Annotated in this window: 16 protein-coding genes; 1 reads left to right on the plus strand and 15 read right to left on the minus strand. The window is 67.2% G+C overall.

Annotated elements, in window-relative coordinates; genetic code table 11:
- The first annotated feature begins 8 nt into the window (after nt 1-8).
- The gene (gene mltB / locus AC6LJ5_RS02525) at nt 9-1166 is read left to right on the plus strand and encodes a lytic murein transglycosylase B (protein ID WP_498139762.1); all 1158 of its coding nucleotides are present in this window, start codon (nt 9-11) and stop codon (nt 1164-1166) included.
- 202 nt (nt 1167-1368) lie between these two features.
- Here the strand turns inward: mltB and cysM are convergent, their stop codons facing one another.
- The 15 genes from cysM to gyrA form a co-directional block, all read right to left on the minus strand.
- Nucleotides 1369-2277 carry a cysteine synthase CysM gene (gene cysM, locus AC6LJ5_RS02530; protein ID WP_498139763.1) on the minus strand — a complete coding sequence of 303 codons (909 nt, stop codon included), beginning with the start codon at nt 2275-2277 and terminating at the stop codon, nt 1369-1371.
- A gap of 107 nt (nt 2278-2384) precedes the next feature.
- Nucleotides 2385-3005, minus strand: a complete 621-nt coding sequence (locus AC6LJ5_RS02535; protein ID WP_498139764.1) for a ComEA family DNA-binding protein — start codon at nt 3003-3005, stop codon at nt 2385-2387.
- 215 nt (nt 3006-3220) lie between these two features.
- Nucleotides 3221-4210: an ADP-glyceromanno-heptose 6-epimerase gene (gene rfaD / locus AC6LJ5_RS02540; protein WP_103273354.1), complete on the minus strand. Its 990-nt coding sequence runs from the start codon at nt 4208-4210 to the stop codon at nt 3221-3223.
- Nucleotides 4207-5148 carry a D-glycero-beta-D-manno-heptose-7-phosphate kinase gene (gene rfaE1 / locus AC6LJ5_RS02545; protein ID WP_498139765.1) on the minus strand — a complete coding sequence of 314 codons (942 nt, stop codon included), beginning with the start codon at nt 5146-5148 and terminating at the stop codon, nt 4207-4209. Before rfaE1 ends, rfaD begins: the two co-directional genes overlap by 4 nt.
- Nucleotides 5145-6362 (minus strand): lipopolysaccharide assembly protein LapB, encoded by a 1218-nt coding sequence (gene lapB / locus AC6LJ5_RS02550; RefSeq protein WP_103273352.1) that lies wholly within the window; start codon nt 6360-6362, stop codon nt 5145-5147. Before lapB ends, rfaE1 begins: the two co-directional genes overlap by 4 nt.
- A gap of 87 nt (nt 6363-6449) precedes the next feature.
- Nucleotides 6450-6764, minus strand: coding sequence for a LapA family protein (locus tag AC6LJ5_RS02555; RefSeq protein WP_103273351.1), 315 nt, complete (start codon nt 6762-6764; stop codon nt 6450-6452).
- A 158-nt stretch (nt 6765-6922) separates the two neighbouring features.
- Nucleotides 6923-7282 carry an integration host factor subunit beta gene (locus AC6LJ5_RS02560; RefSeq protein ID WP_103273350.1) on the minus strand — a complete coding sequence of 120 codons (360 nt, stop codon included), beginning with the start codon at nt 7280-7282 and terminating at the stop codon, nt 6923-6925.
- Between the two features lie 3 nt (nt 7283-7285).
- Nucleotides 7286-8998, minus strand: coding sequence for a 30S ribosomal protein S1 (rpsA, locus tag AC6LJ5_RS02565; protein WP_199771004.1), 1713 nt, complete (start codon nt 8996-8998; stop codon nt 7286-7288).
- Nucleotides 8999-9192: 194 nt separating this feature from the next.
- Nucleotides 9193-9882: a (d)CMP kinase gene (gene cmk / locus AC6LJ5_RS02570; RefSeq protein WP_103273348.1), complete on the minus strand. Its 690-nt coding sequence runs from the start codon at nt 9880-9882 to the stop codon at nt 9193-9195.
- A 17-nt stretch (nt 9883-9899) separates the two neighbouring features.
- The gene (gene aroA, locus AC6LJ5_RS02575; RefSeq protein WP_498139766.1) at nt 9900-11222 is read right to left on the minus strand and encodes a 3-phosphoshikimate 1-carboxyvinyltransferase; all 1323 of its coding nucleotides are present in this window, start codon (nt 11220-11222) and stop codon (nt 9900-9902) included.
- A 4-nt stretch (nt 11223-11226) separates the two neighbouring features.
- Nucleotides 11227-12129: a prephenate dehydrogenase gene (locus AC6LJ5_RS02580; RefSeq protein ID WP_498139767.1), complete on the minus strand. Its 903-nt coding sequence runs from the start codon at nt 12127-12129 to the stop codon at nt 11227-11229.
- The gene (hisC, locus tag AC6LJ5_RS02585) at nt 12126-13247 is read right to left on the minus strand and encodes a histidinol-phosphate transaminase (protein ID WP_498139768.1); all 1122 of its coding nucleotides are present in this window, start codon (nt 13245-13247) and stop codon (nt 12126-12128) included. Before hisC ends, AC6LJ5_RS02580 begins: the two co-directional genes overlap by 4 nt.
- Nucleotides 13248-13256: 9 nt before the next feature.
- Complete coding sequence (gene pheA, locus AC6LJ5_RS02590) at nt 13257-14342, minus strand: prephenate dehydratase (RefSeq protein WP_103273344.1); 1086 nt, start codon at nt 14340-14342, stop codon at nt 13257-13259.
- The gene (serC, locus tag AC6LJ5_RS02595) at nt 14335-15468 is read right to left on the minus strand and encodes a 3-phosphoserine/phosphohydroxythreonine transaminase (protein ID WP_103273343.1); all 1134 of its coding nucleotides are present in this window, start codon (nt 15466-15468) and stop codon (nt 14335-14337) included. Before serC ends, pheA begins: the two co-directional genes overlap by 8 nt.
- Nucleotides 15465-18122, minus strand: coding sequence for a DNA gyrase subunit A (gene gyrA, locus AC6LJ5_RS02600; protein ID WP_103273342.1), 2658 nt, complete (start codon nt 18120-18122; stop codon nt 15465-15467). The genes serC and gyrA overlap by 4 nt, the downstream gene beginning before the upstream one ends.
- Nucleotides 18123-18448: the final 326 nt, after the last annotated feature.

Raw genomic sequence — 18448 nt, forward strand, 5'->3', positions numbered from 1 at the left:
GGAAGATTATGTTCATCTGTCGGCGATTACTGCAACTCGGGGTCATGTCGGCCCTGCTCGCGGGGTGTTCCACCACCGCTCCCTCCGCCCCCCGCTCGTCCTCCGCGCCGGGCGTGTCCGCCGCCAGCGAGGCACCTACCGCCCCCATCCGCATCGGCCCGACCGCCCCTGGCCCGGAGACAGCCGACGAAGGACCCGCCGCGCTCACGCCCAGCGGCGGCCTGAAGCCTGAAGTCCGCCAGTTCCTGGAAGGCCTGTCGGCCGAGCGCAAGCTGCCGTTGGCGCCCATGGTCGCCGCCCTGGAAGGCGCGCGCTACAACGCCACCGTGGCCCGCCTGATCGCGCCGGCGCCGCCCGGAAAGAAGATCTGGCGCAGCTGGCTGACCTACCGCGCGCGCTTCGTCGAGCCCAAGCGCATTGGCTGGGGCGTGGAGTTCTACAACGAGAACCGCGACCTGCTGAACCAGGCCGCGCAGCGCTTCGGCGTGCCGGCCCCCATCATCGCCTCCATCATCGGCGTCGAAACGCTGTATGGACGCAATATGGGCAATTTCCGCGTACTGGACGCGCTGACCACGCTGGCCTTCGACTATCCCGACCCGGACAAGCCCGAACGCGCCGCCATGTTCCGAGGCCAGCTCGGGGATTTCCTGACGCTGGTGATGCAGGGCAAGCTCGACCTGGAAACGCGCGGCTCCTACGCCGGCGCCATCGGCATGCCGCAGTTCATGCCGGGCAGCATCATGCGCTACGCCGTCGACGGCGACGACAGCGGCCATATCGACCTGACCAACAGCACCAAGGACGCCATCCTGTCGGTGGGCAGCTTCCTGGCCCAGCACGGCTGGCAGCGCGGCGTGCCCGTGTTCGCGCCGGTGACCCTGCCGGCGGACCCGTCCACCCTGGTCGACGGCGGCCTGGTGCCCAAGCAAAGCTGGAACACGATCAGCGCCGCCGGCGGCCGCCTGCAGCCCGGCGCCTCCGCCGTTGGCTGGAGCGCCCATCCCCTGGGCATCGTCGATCTGGTCGAAGAAGCGCGTGGCACGGCCCAATACCGCGTCGGTACGCCCAACTTCTTCGCGCTGACGCACTACAACCGCAGCTACTTCTACGCCACCGCCGTGGCCGACCTGGCCGCCGAAATCGAAGCCCGCGTCGGCCGCTGAACGCGGCCGGCAAACCGCCTCAACCAGAAGAGCCTGCCCCAGTCGAAGGCTGTTTCAATCCAGGCCGCACGGAGCCGGCTTTGCCGGTCCGTCGCGGCGCCCCTTGAGGGGAGAAGCGCACAGCGCTTCAGGGGCGGGCCTCACTCTCCGGTCCGTAGCGGCGCCCCCTTGAGGGGGAAGCGCGCAGCGCTTCGGGGGTGAACTAATTGAACACACCCGTGGACAGGTAGCGGTCGCCCCGGTCGCAGACGATGAAGACGATGGTCGCATCGTTCACCCTTTCGGCCACGCGCAGCGCGGCGACCAGGGCGCCGGCCGAGGAGATCCCGGCGAAGATGCCCTCTTCCGCCGCCAGCCGGCGCGCCATCTTCTCGGCATCGGCCTGCGCGATGGATTCGTAGGCGTCCACGCGGCTGCGGTCGAAGATCTTGGGCAGGTAGGCTTCGGGCCATTTGCGGATGCCGGGGATCTGCGAGCCTTCGGCCGGCTGCGCGCCCACCACCTGGATCGCGGCGTTGCGCGACTTCAGATAGGTGGAAACCCCCATGATGGTGCCGGTGGTGCCCATCGCGCTGACGAAGTGCGTGACACGACCTTCGGTCTGGTTCCAGATTTCCGGGCCGGTGCTTTCGATGTGCGCGCGCGGATTGTCGGGATTGGCGAACTGGTCCAGCACCACGCCGCGGCCATCGGCCTGCATCTCGGTGGCAAGATCCCGGGCGTACTCCATGCCGCCCTTGTCGGCCGGCGTGAGGATCAGCTCGGCGCCATAAGCGGCCATGGCCGCGCGGCGCTCGACGGACAGGTTGTCGGGCATGATCAGGATCATGCGGTAGCCGCGCATGGCGGCGGCCATCGCCAGGGCGATGCCGGTATTGCCGCTGGTGGCCTCGATCAGGGTATCGCCGGGCTTGATGTCGCCGCGCGCCTCGGCATGGGCGATCATGGACAGCGCCGGCCGGTCCTTGACCGACCCGGCGGGGTTATTGCCCTCAAGCTTGGCCAGGATGACATTGCCGCGCGCCGCGCCCGCAGCTCCGGGAATACGCTGCAGACGCACGAGCGGCGTATTGCCGACGGTCTGCTCGATGGTGGGGTAGTTCGTAGTCATGGAGCCGATCATAACCCCGGCGCGCGCGCGTCGGCCGCAAAAGCCGCGCCGGCGCCAGGGGCACGCCCGCCGCCCTTCACGCCCGGGAACGTGAAGGACGGCATGGCTTACTGCCTGGCCTTCGCGGCGGATCCGCCCTTGGCGGACTGGGCCGCGCCAGCCGGCGCGCCGCCCTTGCCCGGCGGCGTGGCGGCGCCTTGCGCGGCATTCTGCGCGGCGCCGTCGGCGCCGCCCACCGTCAGCCCGGCGGCCTGCAACGCCTTGGCCTTCTTCGGGCCGATGCCGCGCACGCGCTCGGCCAGATCGTCCAGCGATTCGAAGGCGCCGGCGCGTTCGCGCTCCTGCACGATGGTCCGCGCGGTGCTCGGGCCGATCCCGCTGACCGACTCCAGCTGCTGCGCGGTGGCGCTGTTGACGTCGACGGCCGAGGCCGTGGCCGCCGCTAGCGCCATACCCGCCGCCGCCAACAGACGCCATATCGATCCGCCCATGACCCGGCTCAGGCCGCGGGGACGGCGCCATGGCGTGCGCCAGGGCCAGCCCGGCAGGGACATCGCACCCGGGCGCGGCGCCTTGGCCAGTCGGGCATCAGGCAGATGCGGGGCGGCGTCGACCTGATGCCCGGACGGCGGGCGCGGCGCCGGACGGCGGCCGGACGCCTGCCTCAGGATGGAGGGAATGGCGGCCAGCCGGGACGAGACGTTGGATAGAACAGCGTATGCACGCATGCGGATCTCCTGAAAGGAAGCGGACGCGACGGTTGTCGCGCCACCCGCAAATCATGGCGATCGCCGGCAGCTGGCGGCGCGGCGGTGAACGGAAACATCCACGTCGGCAAATACGCGTGCCGGGAATGCTCCGGCTTCCCACGAAAAAACCGCCGGCATGACCAGGCATGGCGGCGGCTTGTTCCGGCCCGGCAAGGCCGGCATCCGGCAACGGCTTACTTGCGGGCGCGCCAGTAGCGCACGTACTCGGCCACGCCCGTCTGCACGTCGCGCATGGGCGCGGTGAAACCGGCGGCACGCAGGCGCGACACATCTGCCTGGGTATAGCTCTGATAGCGTCCCTTGAGGTCGTCCGGGAACGGGATATAGCGGATCAGGTCCAGTTCCACCAGCTGCGCCAGCGACAGCTCGGCCTCGCCGCGCTCGGCGCGCAGCGTGTTGACCACCGCGGCGGCCACGTCGTTGAACGGCTGTGCGCGGCCCGTGCCGCAGTTGAAGATGCCCGACGTGCCCGGGTTGTCCAGAAAGTGCAGGTTCACGGCCACCACGTCCTCCACCGAAATGAAGTCGCGGCTCTGGCCGCCGTCCACATAGCCGTCCCAGCCCGCGAACAGCCGCACATGGCCATGTTCCAGGAACTGGTTCATGTTGTGGAAGGCGACCGAGGCCATGCGCCCCTTGTGCTGTTCATGCGGACCGTAGACATTGAAGTAGCGCAAGCCCACGACCTGGGACTTGAGCGTGTCCATGCGGGTGCGCAGCACCTGGTCGAACAGCAGCTTGGAATAGCCGTAGACGTTCAGCGGACCTTCGTTGGCGGGATCTTCGACATACACCGACGAACCGCCGTACACCGCCGCCGAGGACGCGTAGATGAACGGGATCGCGCGCGCCTGGCAGAACTCGAGCAGCTCCAGCGTGACGCGGTAGTTGTTGTCGAGCATGTAGCGACCGTTGCGCTCGGTGGTGTCCGAGCAGGCGCCCTGGTGCAGCACCGCGCGGACGTGCGACAGGCTGCCGTCCAGCACGCGGCGGCGGAAGTCGTCCTTGTCCATGTAGTCCGCGATCTTGCAGTCCACCAGGTTGACGAACTTGTCGCCTTCGGTCAGGTCGTCGACCGCCAGGATATCGGTGATGCCGCGACGGTTCAGGCCGCGCACCAGGTTGCTGCCGATGAAGCCGGCGGCTCCGGTAACAATGATCATGCTGTTTCTCCTGCCAATTCCGCGGCCGTGACGACGGAGGTGCCCAGCTTGCCCACGGCGATGCCGCCAGCCTTGTTGGCCCAGGCCATGGCCTCGGCCCAGGGCAAGCCGACGGCGCGCGTGACGGCCAGCGTCGCCAGCACGGTGTCGCCCGCGCCGGATACGTCGAACACCTCATGCGCCTGGGCGTCGATATGGTCGCGGCCGGCGTCGGTGAACAAAGTCATGCCCTGCTCCGAACGGGTCACGAGCAAGGCTTCCAGGTCCAGCTCGGCGCGCAGTTGCTGCGCCCGGCCGGTCAGTTCGGATTCGGAACTCCAGCGGCCCACGGCCTGCTGCATTTCCGAGCGGTTCGGCGTCACCAGCGTGGCGCCGCGGTAACGCGAATAATCATCGCCCTTGGGGTCCACCAGCACGGGGATGCCCGCCGCGCGCGCCTGGGCCAGCAGCGGCTCGACACGCGTCAGCACGCCCTTGGCATAGTCGGAAAGCACCACCACGTCGTGGTTGGGCAGATGGCGGGCAAAAGCGGCATCGATGCTGTCAAGCGCGGCCGTTTCCGGATGCTGCTCGAAATCGACGCGGAGCAACTGCTGCTGGCGGCCGAGCACGCGCATCTTCAACGTGGTGTGCAGCGTGGGATCGACGATCAGTTCGCCTTCGATGCCGGCCTCTCGCGCCAGCTTGCGCACGCTGGCGCCAGCCTCGTCCTCGCCCAGCACGCCGATCAGGGTGACATGCCCGCCCAGGGCCGCGACGTTGCGGGCCACGTTGGCCGCGCCGCCGAGACGGTCTTCACGGCGCGCCACGCGCACCACAGGCACCGGCGCCTCGGGCGAGATGCGTTCCACTTCGCCGAACCAGTAGCGGTCCAGCATCACATCGCCAACCACGAGCACACGGCTGCGCGCGATGGTTTCGGCGGGAAATGAGCTCATTCAAGTTCCTCGAGACGGCGCGGCGCGTAGGTTTCCCACGCGTTGCAGCCAGGACATTGCCAATAGAAACGACGCGCCTGGAAGCCGCAGCTGCGGCAGGCATAGCGGTCCAGCCGCTGGGTATGCTTGTGGATCAGGCTGCGCAACAGGGTCAGGTCCGCGCCCTGCACGGGGCCGTCTTCTGCCGCGCCATCGCTGTTGGCCAGCTCGGCCTCCAGCAGGCGGTCCAGGCCCAGCAGCGAGGGATGATGGCGCAACGCGCCACGGGCGAACGCCCAGGCGGGCGAGGCGCCCTGCTGCACCCGCAATTCACGGAAGATCACATTGAACAGATCCAGCGAGGCGTGCCGCGCGTACTGGCGCTGCAGCAGGTCCAGCCCCGCCGCTTCCTGGCCGGCCGCGCGGTAGTTGGCCAGCACCTGCTCGGCCACCAGCCCGGCATACTCGGGCGCGTCGGTCATCACCGATTCGAGGTACAGACGCTCGCGCTTGGGATCCTGTTCCAGCAAGGCCACGCGCGCGTGCAGCATGGCCGTGCGCACCTTCGTGCCTTTGCTCGTGACGGCCGTGTCGCCGATCGTCAACGCATGGTCGGCGGCCTCGAGCGCGACATGCGCCGCGTCCAGGTCGGCCGGCTTGGCCTGCAGCGCGGTCTGCGCCTGTTCGCAGTAGTAATGGACGATCTGCGGCACGGGCTCGTCCACCAGCCCGTGCAGGGTCTTGACGGCCTCGATGGCGCGCGGCCAATCGTGCTCCGACTCGTAGATGCGGATCAGCGAGCGCAGCGCCGGCAAGGCGTAGCGAGTGTCCTTGAGCTGCTCGAAACCGCTCTCGGCGCGATCGAGCATGCCGGCCTTCAGGAAGTCCTGGGCCAGTTCGTGCTGCGCGTGCTCGCGCTCGGCGGACGGCAGATCGGATCGGTTCAGGAGGCTCTGGTGCACACGGATGGCGCGCTCCATCTCGCCGCGGCGCCGGAACAGGCTGCCCAGCGCGAAGTGCAATTCGGTCGTCTCGGGATCGAGCTTGGCGACCTCGACAAAGGCGTCGATGGCGCGGTCCGGCTGTTCATTGAGCAGGAAATTCAGCCCGCGAAAATAGGAATCCGGCAGGCTGCGGGTTTCACGCAGCATTTGCCGGATGTCGAAACGCGCGGCCAGCCAGCCGAGCGCGAACAGCACCGGCACGAAAATCAACCACCAAGGTTCAAAATCCACTATACGGGCTCTTGAAGAAATTCAGTTATCCGTGGACGCCATCCGTCCACCCATCACGTGCAACGCTTCGCGGGCGAGCCTGCTCCGCTACAGCGGCGACATGGGCGCCACGGCTTCCGGCGGCACGGACGGCGTCGTGCCGTTCACGGCGGCCTGCACGCGGTCGAGTTCGCGGCGCAGGCGCATGGCCTCGCGGCGGCGGCGCATGGCGGCCGGCACCGTCAGCAGCAGGCCGAACAGCGCGCCCAGCACGAACACCACCAGCATGACGACGATCAGCGGCACGTCCTGAACCACGTAATCGGCATAGAACCGGACTTCCACGGGATTGGTGTTCTTCAGCGCGAACATCAAAACCGCGACGAACACGAGCAATCGCAGGGCCCAGACAAGGTAGCGCATGGCGCATGCTCCAGAAAAATCGAGGCGTCAATTGTAAGCGACAAGCGCGCCTTGCCGCGGACTTGATGCGGCGCCCAAAAAAACAAAGCCCCTTGATCGCTCAAGGGGCTTTGCTCGGGGTCAGATCCGCCACGAAGGCAGCCTGGTCCTGCCGGCCATCAGTGCATGGCGTGCAGACCCGCCAGAGACGGCATCGGTTCGCTCGATCCGGAAGATTGAGCGTCCTCTTCGTTGCCGCCGACCAGGTCCACCCGCTCGCGCAATTCCTTGCCCGCCTTGAAATGCGGCACCTGCTTGCCAGGCACCAGCACCTGTTCGCCGGACTTCGGGTTGCGCCCGATGCGGGGAGACCGCTGGGACAACGAGAAGCTGCCAAAACCGCGGATCTCGATGCGCTGGCCCGAGGCCAGGGCCTGGGTCATCGCATCGAGCACGGTCTTGACCGCGTAGTCGGTGTCCCGGGCGGCCAGCTGAGGATAGCGGGCCGCCAGGGCGGCGATCAGCTCCGACTTGGTCACGTATTAACCGTCGTTGCGCTGTTGGTCCAGCTTGGCCTTGAGCAGCGCGCCGAGGTTGGTGGTGCCCGACGAGGCGCTGGCTTCCGACATGCGCTGGATCGTTTCGGCGGTCTCGGCGTTGTCACGGGCCTTGATCGACAGCTGGATCGAACGCGTCTTGCGGTCGATGTTGACGATCATGGCTTCGATGTTCTCGCCGGCCTTCAGGACGGTGGTGGCATCTTCGACGCGGCCCGAGGAGATCTCGGAAGCGCGCAGGTAGCCCTCGACGTCCACGGACAGCGTGATCACGGCGCCCTTGGCTTCGACCGACTTGATGGTGCCCGGAACCACGGCGCCCTTGTCGTAGGTGGCGACGAAGTTGTTGAAGGGGTCGCCTTCCAGCTGCTTGATGCCCAGCGAGATGCGTTCCTTGTCGGTATCGATGCCCAGAACCACGGCTTCGATCTCGTCGCCCTTCTTGAAGTTGCGCACGGCTTCTTCGCCGGTTTCCGTCCACGACAGGTCGGACAGGTGAACCAGACCGTCGATGCCGCCGGGCAGGCCGACGAACACGCCGAAGTCGGTGATCGACTTGATGGCGCCGCGGACCTTGTCACCACGCTTGAAGTTGGTGGCGAACTCTTCCCACGGGTTCTGGCGGCACTGCTTCATGCCCAGCGAGATGCGGCGACGGTCTTCGTCGATCTCCAGGACCATGACTTCGACTTCTTCGCCCAGGGTCACGACCTTGCGCGGATCGACGTTCTTGTTGGTCCAGTCCATTTCGGAGACGTGCACCAGGCCTTCGATGCCGGCTTCGACTTCAACGAACGCGCCGTAGTCGGTCAGGTTGGTGACCTTGCCGAACAGGCGGGTGCCTTGCGGGTAGCGGCGAGCCAGGCCCACCCACGGGTCTTCGCCCAGCTGCTTGACGCCCAGCGAGACGCGGCTCTTTTCCTGGTCGAACTTGAGGACCTTGGCTTCGACTTCCTGACCCACTTGCAGGACTTCGGACGGGTGACGGACACGGCGCCAGGCCATGTCGGTGATGTGCAGCAGGCCGTCGATGCCGCCCAGGTCCACGAACGCGCCGTAGTCGGTGATGTTCTTGACCACGCCCTTGACCACTGCACCTTCGTGCAGGGTTTCGAGCAGCTTCTGGCGCTCTTCGCCCATGCTGGCTTCCAGCACCTGGCGACGCGACAGCACGACGTTGTTGCGCTTGCGGTCGAGCTTGATGACCTTGAATTCGAGGGTCTTGCCTTCGTACGGGGTGGTGTCCTTGACCGGACGCAGATCCACCAGCGAACCCGGCAGGAACGCGCGGATGCCGTTGGTCATGACGGTCAGGCCGCCCTTCACCTTGCCGGTGATGGTGCCAGTGACCAGCTCGCCGTTTTCCAGCGCCTTTTCCAGTTGCAGCCAGGCCGACAGGCGCTTGGCGCGGTCACGCGACAGAATCGTGTCGCCGTAGCCGTTTTCCAGCGAATCGATCGCCACCGAGACGAAATCGCCGGGTTGCACTTCGAGCTCGCCCTGGTCGTTCAGGAACTCTTCCAGGGGGATCAGCGCTTCGGACTTCAGGCCGGCGTTGACGACGACGAAGTTGTGGTCGACGCGCACGACTTCGGCGCTGATGACCTCGCCGGACTTCATGTCCTGGCTCTTGAGGCTTTGTGCGAAAAGGTCGGCGAAGCTTTCGCCGCCGGTGGCGGTAGTGGAAACGGAAGACATGGGGTTGAAATCCATTAGGCCGAAATGGCCGTTAAGAACACACCACAGCGGATTGCCCGCCGCAGTGGAGTCAAAGTACCTGCTTGCCTGCCTGGTCTTCGGGTTCCCTGAGGGGATGTCCCGCGAAGAAGGCCGGCCCGTCAGCAGGGCCAAGAAAAACGGGCTCGAAAAGCCTGAATGAGCAAAAGCTCGCGTCAGGCGTTTCCGGATTCCCGCCAGAAATCCAGGATGGCTTGCACGGTTTCCGCGATCGTCAGATTCGACGAATCCAGCACCCGGGCATCCTTCGCGGGAGCGAGCGGCGCGGCCGCGCGCTGGGTATCGCGCGCATCCCGCTCGCGCATATCCCGCAAAAGGTCGTCAAGATTAGCAGAAATTCCCTTTTCGATCAACTGCTTACGCCGCCTCTCCGCCCGCGCGACCACGTCGGCCACCAGGAATACCTTGAGGGACGCATCGGGGAACACCACCGTGCCCATGTCGCGCCCGTCGGCCACCAGGCCCGGCGGGACACGGAAAGCCCGCTGGCGCTCCAGCAGCGCCTGGCGCACGCCGGGAAACGCCGCCACGCGGGAAGCGAAGTTGCCCACCTCTTCACGGCGTATCTCGTGGCCGACGTCGCCGCCTTCCAGGTAGACATGCGGCCCGTCGAAACGCACATCCAGCGTCTCGGCGACCCGGGCCACCGCCGGCTCGTCCTCGGCGGCCACGCCCTGGCGCATGGCGGCCAGGGCCGTCAGGCGGTAGAGCGCGCCGCTGTCCAGCACATCCCAGCCCAGCGCCTTGGCGACGCGGTGCGCCACGGTGCCCTTGCCGGAGGCGGTCGGCCCGTCGATGGTGATGACAGGCGCGGCAACAACAGGATTTGCGGAGGTAACGGTCATGAATCGCAGAATAAGGCTCAGGCCGAAACCAGGCCTGCGTATACGTCAAAGTAACCCGGGAACGTCTTGCTGACGCAGCCCGGATCGAGAATGCGCACGGCGGCCGGGCCGAACGCGGCCAGGGAGAAGCACATGGCCATGCGATGGTCGTCCCAGGTGCCGATGTGCGCATCGCGCCAGCCGCCCCGGACGGGCGGCGTCACGCGCAGCCAATCCGGCCCCGATTCCACGGTCGCGCCCAGCTTCTCCAGCTCGGTCTGCATGGCGTGGATACGGTCCGTTTCCTTGACGCGCCAGCTGCCGATGTTGCGCAGCCGGCACGGGCCGTCGGCATACAGGGCCAGCGCGGCCGCGGTCATGGCCGCGTCGGGGATCAGGTTGAAATCGGTATCGAAGGCCTTGAGCCGCTCGCCGTCGGCGACGTTCACGCCACTGACCTCGATCCAGTCCGGACCGTAGCTGACCGAGGCGCCCATATCCGCCAGCGTCTGGGCAAAGCCCACGTCGCCCTGGATGCTGTCGGCGCCCACGCCGCTGACCCGCAGCGGACCGCCGCCGATCGCGCCCAGCGCCAGGAAATAGGACGCCGTGGACGCGTCACCCTCGACCGCGATGCGGCCCGGGCTGCGGTAGGCGGCGCCGCCTTCGATCACGAAACGGCTCCAGCCGTCGCGGCGCGCGGTGACGCCGAAGCGCGCCATCAGGTTCAGCGTGATCTCGATATAGGGCTTGGAAATCAGCTCGCCGACGACTTCGATCGTCATCGGCTTGCCGCTGCGGCCGGCTTCGATCGGGGCGGCCAGCAGCAAGGCGGTCAGGAACTGGCTCGACACCGAGCCCTGCACGCGCGTGACGGCGCCGGCGATGATCTCGCCGCGACCGATATGCAGCGGCGGATAGCCCGGCTGTCCCAGGTAGCCGACGCGGGCGCCCAGGGCATTGAGCGCATCGCCCAGGTCGCCGATCGGACGCTCGTGCATGCGCGGCACGCCGGACAGCTTGTAGTCGCCGCCCATCAGGGCCAGCGCGGCGGTGAGCGGACGAATGGCGGTGCCGGCGTTGCCCATGAACAGCTCTGCGCTTTCGACCGGAAAGCGCCGCACGCCCTCGACGGTGACCCGGCCCGCATCCAGCTCGGACACGTTCACGCCCAACTGCCGCAAGGCGGTCAGCATGACGCGGGTGTCGTCCGAGTCCAGCAGGCCGGTGATCTCGGTGCGGCCCTCGGCCAGCGCCGCCAGCAGCAGCACGCGGTTGGAAATGCTCTTCGAACCCGGCAGGGACATCTCGCCCCGGGCGCGCCGCACGCGCGGCAGATCAAGATAAGGCAAAGCGCCCATTCAGCTACTCCTTGCGCCAGTCGCGGCGCGCCTGCGCCGCCGTTTCCAGCAATGCCTGCAGGCCGGCGCCATCGCCGTCCGCGATCGCGCGCTCGGCGCGGTCCAGCACGGCGCGTACCTCGGCCAGTTCCGTCAGCATGGCATCGCGGTTGGACAGGAAGATGTCCCGCCACATTTCCGGCGAACCGGCCGCGATGCGCGTGAAATCCCGAAAACCGCTGCCCGCCAGGTCCAGCCGGCGACGGGCGTCGGCGGCCGTGGCCACCTGCTCCATGTAGACGGCGGACAGCAGGTGCGGCAGATGGCTGACCGAGGCGAACACGCGGTCATGCGCCTGCGCTTCCATGTCGACCACCGTCGCGCCGCAGGCCTGCCAGGCCGCGCGCACGCGCGCCACGTCCTCCGCCGCGTTCTCGGGCAGCGGCGTGAGCACCACGTTGCGCCCGCGATACAGGCCGGCGTCGGCCGCCTCGGGCCCGGTGCGTTCCGCGCCGGCGATGGGATGGCCAGGCACGAACTGCGCGCAACGCCCGCCCAGGGCGGCGCGCGCCACATCGACCACTTCGGCCTTGGTGCTGCCGGCGTCCGTCAGGATCGCGCGCGGCGCGAGCGTGGGCAGCATCCGGACCAGCAGGTCGCGCAGGCCGCCCACGGGCGTGGCCAGCAGGATCATGTCGGCCCGGGCCGCCGCGACCTCGGCGCTGACGGCCTCGTCGATCAAGCCCAGTTCCAGTGCGCGCGCCAGCGATTGCGCGTTGCGCCCTACCCCCAGCACCTTGCCGACCTTGCCGGCGCGGCGCAGCGCGGCGGCGAACGAACCGCCGATCAACCCCACGCCCGCCACGGCCAGGACAGGAATCAGGGGGCCAGCGGCCCCCTGATCGGCGGAAGCGGAAACACCGTTCATGCGGCCAGGATCGCGCTCAGCGCCTCGATGAAGCGGGCGTTTTCCTGCGGCAGTCCGATGGACACGCGCAGCCATTCCGGCAGGCCGTCGCCGGCCACCGGACGCACGATCACGCCGCGCTTGAGCAATTCCAGGTTGATGCGGGGCGCGTCGCCCACATGCACCAGCACGAAGTTGCCGTAGCTGGGCACGTAGCGCAGCTTGAGCGCATCGAAGGCCTGGCACAGCTGGACCTTGCCCGCCTTGTTGGTGGCGTAGGCCTCTTCCAGGTAGGCGCTGTCGGCCAGCGCGGCGATGGCGGCGGCCTGGGCCAGCGTGTTGACATTGAACGGCTGGCGCACGCGGTTGAGCAGATCGGTCAGCGCCGGCTGCGACACGGCGAAGCCCACGCGCAGGCCGGCCAGGCCGTAGGCCTTGGAGAAGGTGCGCGAGACGATCAGGTTCGGATAGCGGCGCGCCAGCGCGGTGCTATCGAAGCGGAATTCCGGATCCAGGTATTCGTTGTAGGCCTCGTCCAGCACCACGGTCACGCGGTCGCCATGGGCGGCCTGCACGCGCTCCAGGAAAGCAGCGACCTGCTCGCCCGGCACGAAGGTGCCGGTGGGATTGTTCGGGTTGGCGATGAAGACCACGCGGGTGTCGTCAGCAATGGCGTCGAACATCGCGTCCAGGTCATGGCCGTAGTCCTTGGCCGGCACCACGATGTGGCGCGCGCCGCGCGCCTGCGTGGCCAGCCGGTAGACGGCGAAGGAATGCTGCGCGTACACGGCCGAAGTGCCCGGCTCCAGCAGCGCCAGCGCCACGATTTCCAGGATGTCGTTGGAACCGTTGCCCAGCGTGATCCAGTTCATCGGCACGCCGTAGCGCGTGGCCAGCGCCGACTTCAGGTCAAAGCCGTTGGGGTCCGGATAGCGCGCCAGCGACTCGGCCGCCGCCAGCATGGCCGCGCGCGCCGACTTGGGCATGCCCAGCGGGTTTTCATTCGACGCCAGCTTGACGATGCCGGCCGGATCCAGCCCGAACTCGCGGGCCAGTTCCTCGATGGGCTTGCCCGCCTGGTAGGGCGCGATGGCGCTGACGTGGGCGGGGGCGACGAGAGGCTTGGATGCGTTGGTCATGGTGAAGGCTCACGGCGCCGGGTAGGAACCCAGCACCTTCAGATAGGCGACCTGCGCCTGCAGGGTGGCGAGGGCACTGGCGACGTTTTCGTCGTTGCGGTGCCCCAGGACATCGACGTAGAAATAGTATTCCCACTGGCCGGTGCGGGCCGGGCGCGACTCGAAGCGCGTCATGGACACGCCATTGGCCGCCAGCGGCGCCAGCATTTCATAGACGGCGCCGGCGCGGTTCGGCACGGCCAGGATCAGGCTGGTCTTGTCCTGACCGCTGACCAGCGGCTCGATATAGCCGATGGCCAGGAAGCGCGTGCGGTTGTGCGGATCGTCCTGGATGCCGGAGGCCACCACCTGCAATTCCCAGGCCGGCGCGGCCACTTCGCCGGCGATCGCCGCGACGGACGGATCGGCGGCGGCCATGCGCGCCGCTTCCGAATTGCTGGAAGCGGCCACGCGCTCGACGTCGGGATAGTTGCGGGTCAGCCAGCCCTGGCACTGGGCCAGCGCCTGCGGGTGGGCGGCGATGGCCTTGATGCCGTCCATGCCGCCGGATTTCGACATCAGGCAATGACGGATCACCAGCGAACGCTCGCCCAGGATCTTGAGCGGCGTGTTCAGCAACAGGTCCAGGCTGCGGTTGACGGCGCCTTCGGTGGAATTTTCCACCGGCACCATGCCCACGTCGGCCTGGCCGGCCTCGACGGCGCGGAACACTTCATCGAAGGACGGGCACGGCAGCTTCTGCACCGCGTGTCCGAAATGCTCCAGCGCCGCCTGCTCGGAGAACGAGCCTTGCGGGCCCAGGTAGGCAACCGTCATGCCGCGCTCCAGGCCGCGACAGGCCGAGATGATTTCCGTCCAGACCGAAGCCACGGCGGCGTTCGGAAAGGGGCCGGGATTGAGCTGCTGCAGGCGGCGGATGACTTCGGCCTCACGCTCGGGCCGCAGCACCGGGCCGTCGGCCTGGGCGGCGTGCTTGGCCTCGCCCACTTCCTGCGCGGCGCGAGCGCGCTGCGACAGCAGGTCGAGGATCTGCGCGTCGAGCGCATCGATGCGGTCGCGCAACGGGCGCAGCGCGCGCTGCAGGTCTTCATCCATGGCGGCGCTCGAATTCTTTCAGGTAGGCGACCAGGTCCTGCACCGCGGCCAGCGGCACGGCGTTGTAGATGGAGGCGCGCATGCCGCCCACGCTCTTGTGCCCCTTCAGCTGCGTCAGGCCGGCGGCCTCGGCGCCCTGCAGGAAGGCATCGTTGAGCGAGTCGTCGCGCAGCACGAACGGCACGTTCATGCGCGAACGCACGGGCGCGTGGATCGGATTGCGGTAGAAGCTGGTGCTGTCCAGGTAGCCGTACAGCAGGTCGGCCTTGGCCTTGTTGGCGGCTTCCATGCCGGCCACGCCGCCGTTGGCCTTGACCCACTTGAACACCAGCCCGGCGATGTAGATCGCGAAGGTGGGCGGCGTGTTGTAGCGCGAGTGCTCGGCGGCGACGTTGGCATAGTCGAAGGCCGACGGGCAGATCGGCAAGGCGTGGCCGATCAGGTCGCGGCGGGCGATGACCATGGTCACGCCGGCCGGGCCGGCGTTCTTCTGCGCGCCGGCGTACACCATGCCGCAGCGCGCGACGTCCAGCGGACGCGACAGGAAATGCGAGGACGCGTCCACGACCAGCGGCACATCGGGCGCGCCCAGCGCGGCCGTGTCGGGCCAGTCGAGGAACTCCACGCCGCCTATGGTCTCGTTGCTGCACAGGTGCAGATAGGCGGATTCCTTGCGCACCTGCCAGGTATCGGTGGCGGGCACCCAGGTGAACGGGGCCTGCTCGCGGCCGTCCAGCTGCGTCGCCTGGGCGCTGCTGGCGGCGATGTGGGCGCTGCCGTAGCGCCCGGCTTCGGCGTGCGAACGCTTGGACCAATGGCCCGTGACGACGAAGTCCGCGGCCGGCGTGCCGCGGCGTCCCATGAGATTCATGGGAACGATGGCGTTTTCCCCGGAACCGCCGCCCTGCATGAACATGACGGCGTAGTCGGCCGGCAGGCTCAGCAGCTCGCGCAGATCGCTTTCGGCTTCGTCGCAGATCTGCACGAAATGCTTGCCGCGATGGCTCATTTCCATCACCGACATGCCGCTGCCGTTCCAGTCCAGCATTTCCGCGGCGGCTTGCCGCAATACCACCTCGGGCAGGGCCGAGGGGCCAGCCGAGAAGTTCCAGGGGCGGGCCATCATTGCTCCGTAGGTTCCGTCGAATCCGTTGCGTCGCCGCCTTCGTCGCCGGCGTCCTGGCCATTCTCATCCAGGTCGCTGTCGTCGTCGGCATCGCTTTCCACCACGCGCCGCACGCCGGACAGCGAGCTGCCGTCATCGACGTTGATCAGCGTCACGCCTTGCGTGGCGCGGCCCATTTCGCGGATTTCCGCGACACGGGTGCGCACCAGCACGCCGCCGGTGGTGATCAGCATGATTTCATCTGACGGCATGACCAGCACGGCGCCGACCACCTTGCCGTTGCGCGAGCTGGTCTGGATGGCGATCATGCCCTTGGTGCCGCGACCGTGGCGCGTGTACTCGGTGATCGGCGTGCGCTTGCCGTAGCCGTTCTCGGTGGCGGTCAGCACGCTTTGCGTCTCGTCGCCGGCAACCAGCAGCGCGATCACCGTCTGGGTGTCCTCGAGCTGCATGCCGCGCACGCCGCGCGCGTTGCGGCCCATCGGACGCACGTCGTTCTCGTCGAAGCGCACGGCCTTGCCGGCGTCGGAGAACAGCATGACGTCATGCTTGCCGTCGGTCAGGTCGGCGCCGATCAGGTAGTCGCCATCGTCCAGATCCACGGCGATGATGCCGGCCTTGCGCGGGTTGGAGAAGTCGGACAGCGGGGTCTTCTTGACCGTGCCGCGCGTGGTCGCCATGAACACGTAGTGGTCGTCGCTGAATTCCTTGACCGGCAGCACCACGGTGATCTTCTCGCCGTCAGCCAGCGGGAACATGTTCACGATGGGCTTGCCGCGCGAGTTGCGCGTGCCTTGCGGCACTTCCCAGACCTTCAGCCAGTACACGCGGCCGCGGTTCGAGAAGCACAGCAGGAAGTCGTGCGTGTTGGCGATGAACAGCTGGTCGATCCAGTCGTTTTCCTTCATCGCCGTGGCCTGCTTGCCGCGGCCGCCGCGCTTCTGCGAACGGTACTCGGACAGCGGCTGGCTCTTGATGTAGCCGCCGTGCGACAGCGTCACGACCATGTCGGTGGGCGTGATCAGGTCTTCGGTGTCGAGTTCGGTCGCGTTGAGCTCGATGTCGGAACGACGCGTGTCCTTGGCGCCGGTCGAGAACTCGGCCTTGATGGCCTGCAGTTCCTCGCCAATGATGGTGGTGATGCGCTCCGGACGGGCCAGGATGTCGAGCAGGTCGGCGATGGTGGACATGATGTCCTTGTATTCGCCAACGATCTTGTCCTGCTCCAGGCCGGTCAGGCGCTGCAGGCGCATGTTCAGGATTTCCTGCGCCTGCGTATCGCTCAGGCGATACATTCCATCGCCCTGCAGGCCGAACTCCGCGCCCAGGTCGTCGGGACGGAAAGCCTCGCGGCCGCCCGGCGTGTCGCCGTCGGCGCGCGACAGCATCTCACGCACCAGCGACGAATCCCACGAACGCGCCATCAGTTCCTGGCGCGCGACGGGAGGCGTCGGCGCCGCCTTGATGATGGCGATGAAGTCGTCGATGTTGGCCAGCGCCACGGCCAGGCCTTCCAGCACGTGACCGCGCTCGCGCGCCTTGCGCAGCTGGAACACGGTGCGGCGCGTGACCACTTCCCGGCGATGCTGCAGGAAGTAGTCCAGCATCTGCTTCAGGTTGAGCAGGCGCGGCTGGCCGTCGACCAGCGCCACCAGGTTCATCCCGAAGGTGTCCTGCAGCTGCGTGTTCTTGTAGAGGTTGTTCAGCACCACCTCGGGCACTTCGCCGCGCTTGAGCTCGATGACCAGGCGCATGCCGTCCTTGTCCGACTCGTCGCGGATGTCGGAGATGCCCTCGATCTTCTTGTCGTTGACCAGCTCGGCGATGCGTTCCTGCAGCGTCTTCTTGTTGACCTGGTAGGGGATCGCGTCGACCACGATGGCCTGGCGGTTGCCCTTTTCAAGGTCTTCGAAGTGCGTCTTGGCACGCATGATCACGCGGCCGCGGCCGGTGCGGTAGCCTTCGCGCACGCCCGACATGCCGTAGATGATGCCGCCCGTGGGGAAGTCCGGCGCCGGGATGAGCTCGATCAGCTCGTCGACCGTGCAATTCGGATTGCGCAGGCAGTACAGGCAGCCGTCGACGACTTCCTGCAGGTTGTGGGGCGGAATATTGGTGGCCATGCCCACCGCGATGCCCGAGCTGCCGTTGACCAGCAGGTTGGGCAGCCGCGACGGCAACAGCAGCGGCTCTTGCTCGCTGCCGTCGTAGTTGGGGCCGAAGTCCACGGTTTCCTGGTCGATGTCGGCCAGCAGTTCGTGGGCGATCTTGGCCAGGCGGATTTCCGTGTAACGCATCGCCGCCGCGTTGTCGCCGTCGATCGAGCCGAAGTTGCCCTGGCCGTCGACCAGCATGTAACGCATGGAGAAATCCTGCGCCATGCGGACGATGGTGTCATAGACGGACTGGTCGCCGTGGGGGTGGTATTTACCGATGACGTCCCCGACGATACGCGCCGACTTCTTGTAGGCGCGGTTCCAGTCGTTGTTCAGTTCGTGCATCGCGTAGAGCACGCGCCGGTGGACGGGCTTGAGGCCGTCCCGCACATCCGGAAGCGCCCGGCCTACGATCACGCTCATCGCGTAATCAAGGTAACTGCGGCGCATCTCTTCTTCCAGCGATACCGGAAGCGTCTCCTTGGCAAAGGAATCCATATATATAACGACAGAATCGTGTAAGGAGGAACCCGGGCCGGGTAAACGGGAAATTCTATCATTCGATTCAGGTAGCGGTTCCCCGGCAGCCTGGACACCATCCAGCCCGGCCCGCATCCGGCAAGGCTCGCGGCATGTCGGGAAGACCGCCGCCGGGCCTGTTGCCAAAAACCAACATGGAAAACGGGTGGAGCGCCGAAATCGCCATATCCAGCGCCAATGCGCCTCTCCAGGGAAGCCAAAGCCCCCCAAATGCCTTAAGATTGTTTCCAGCACGCAGGAAACCCAGTAGCTATTCCTTTGAACCAGCTCTTGGCGTTGCTATA

Source organism: Achromobacter sp. 1011791174 (assembly GCF_059760925.1).

Bases quoted from the DNA above. Each gene is read 5' to 3' on its own strand.
- mltB (WP_498139762.1), top strand. From the start codon at position 9: ATGTTCATCTGTCGGCGATTACTGCAACTCGGGGTCATGTCGGCCCTG.
- cysM (WP_498139763.1), bottom strand. From the start codon at position 2,277: ATGACTACGAACTACCCCACCATCGAGCAGACCGTCGGCAATACGCCG.
- AC6LJ5_RS02535 (WP_498139764.1), bottom strand. From the start codon at position 3,005: ATGCGTGCATACGCTGTTCTATCCAACGTCTCGTCCCGGCTGGCCGCC.
- rfaD (WP_103273354.1), bottom strand. From the start codon at position 4,210: ATGATCATTGTTACCGGAGCCGCCGGCTTCATCGGCAGCAACCTGGTG.
- rfaE1 (WP_498139765.1), bottom strand. From the start codon at position 5,148: ATGAGCTCATTTCCCGCCGAAACCATCGCGCGCAGCCGTGTGCTCGTG.
- AC6LJ5_RS02555 (WP_103273351.1), bottom strand. From the start codon at position 6,764: ATGCGCTACCTTGTCTGGGCCCTGCGATTGCTCGTGTTCGTCGCGGTT.
- rpsA (WP_199771004.1), bottom strand. From the start codon at position 8,998: ATGTCTTCCGTTTCCACTACCGCCACCGGCGGCGAAAGCTTCGCCGAC.
- cmk (WP_103273348.1), bottom strand. From the start codon at position 9,882: ATGACCGTTACCTCCGCAAATCCTGTTGTTGCCGCGCCTGTCATCACC.
- aroA (WP_498139766.1), bottom strand. From the start codon at position 11,222: ATGGGCGCTTTGCCTTATCTTGATCTGCCGCGCGTGCGGCGCGCCCGG.
- AC6LJ5_RS02580 (WP_498139767.1), bottom strand. From the start codon at position 12,129: ATGAACGGTGTTTCCGCTTCCGCCGATCAGGGGGCCGCTGGCCCCCTG.
- hisC (WP_498139768.1), bottom strand. From the start codon at position 13,247: ATGACCAACGCATCCAAGCCTCTCGTCGCCCCCGCCCACGTCAGCGCC.
- pheA (WP_103273344.1), bottom strand. From the start codon at position 14,342: ATGGATGAAGACCTGCAGCGCGCGCTGCGCCCGTTGCGCGACCGCATC.
- serC (WP_103273343.1), bottom strand. From the start codon at position 15,468: ATGATGGCCCGCCCCTGGAACTTCTCGGCTGGCCCCTCGGCCCTGCCC.
- gyrA (WP_103273342.1), bottom strand. From the start codon at position 18,122: ATGGATTCCTTTGCCAAGGAGACGCTTCCGGTATCGCTGGAAGAAGAG.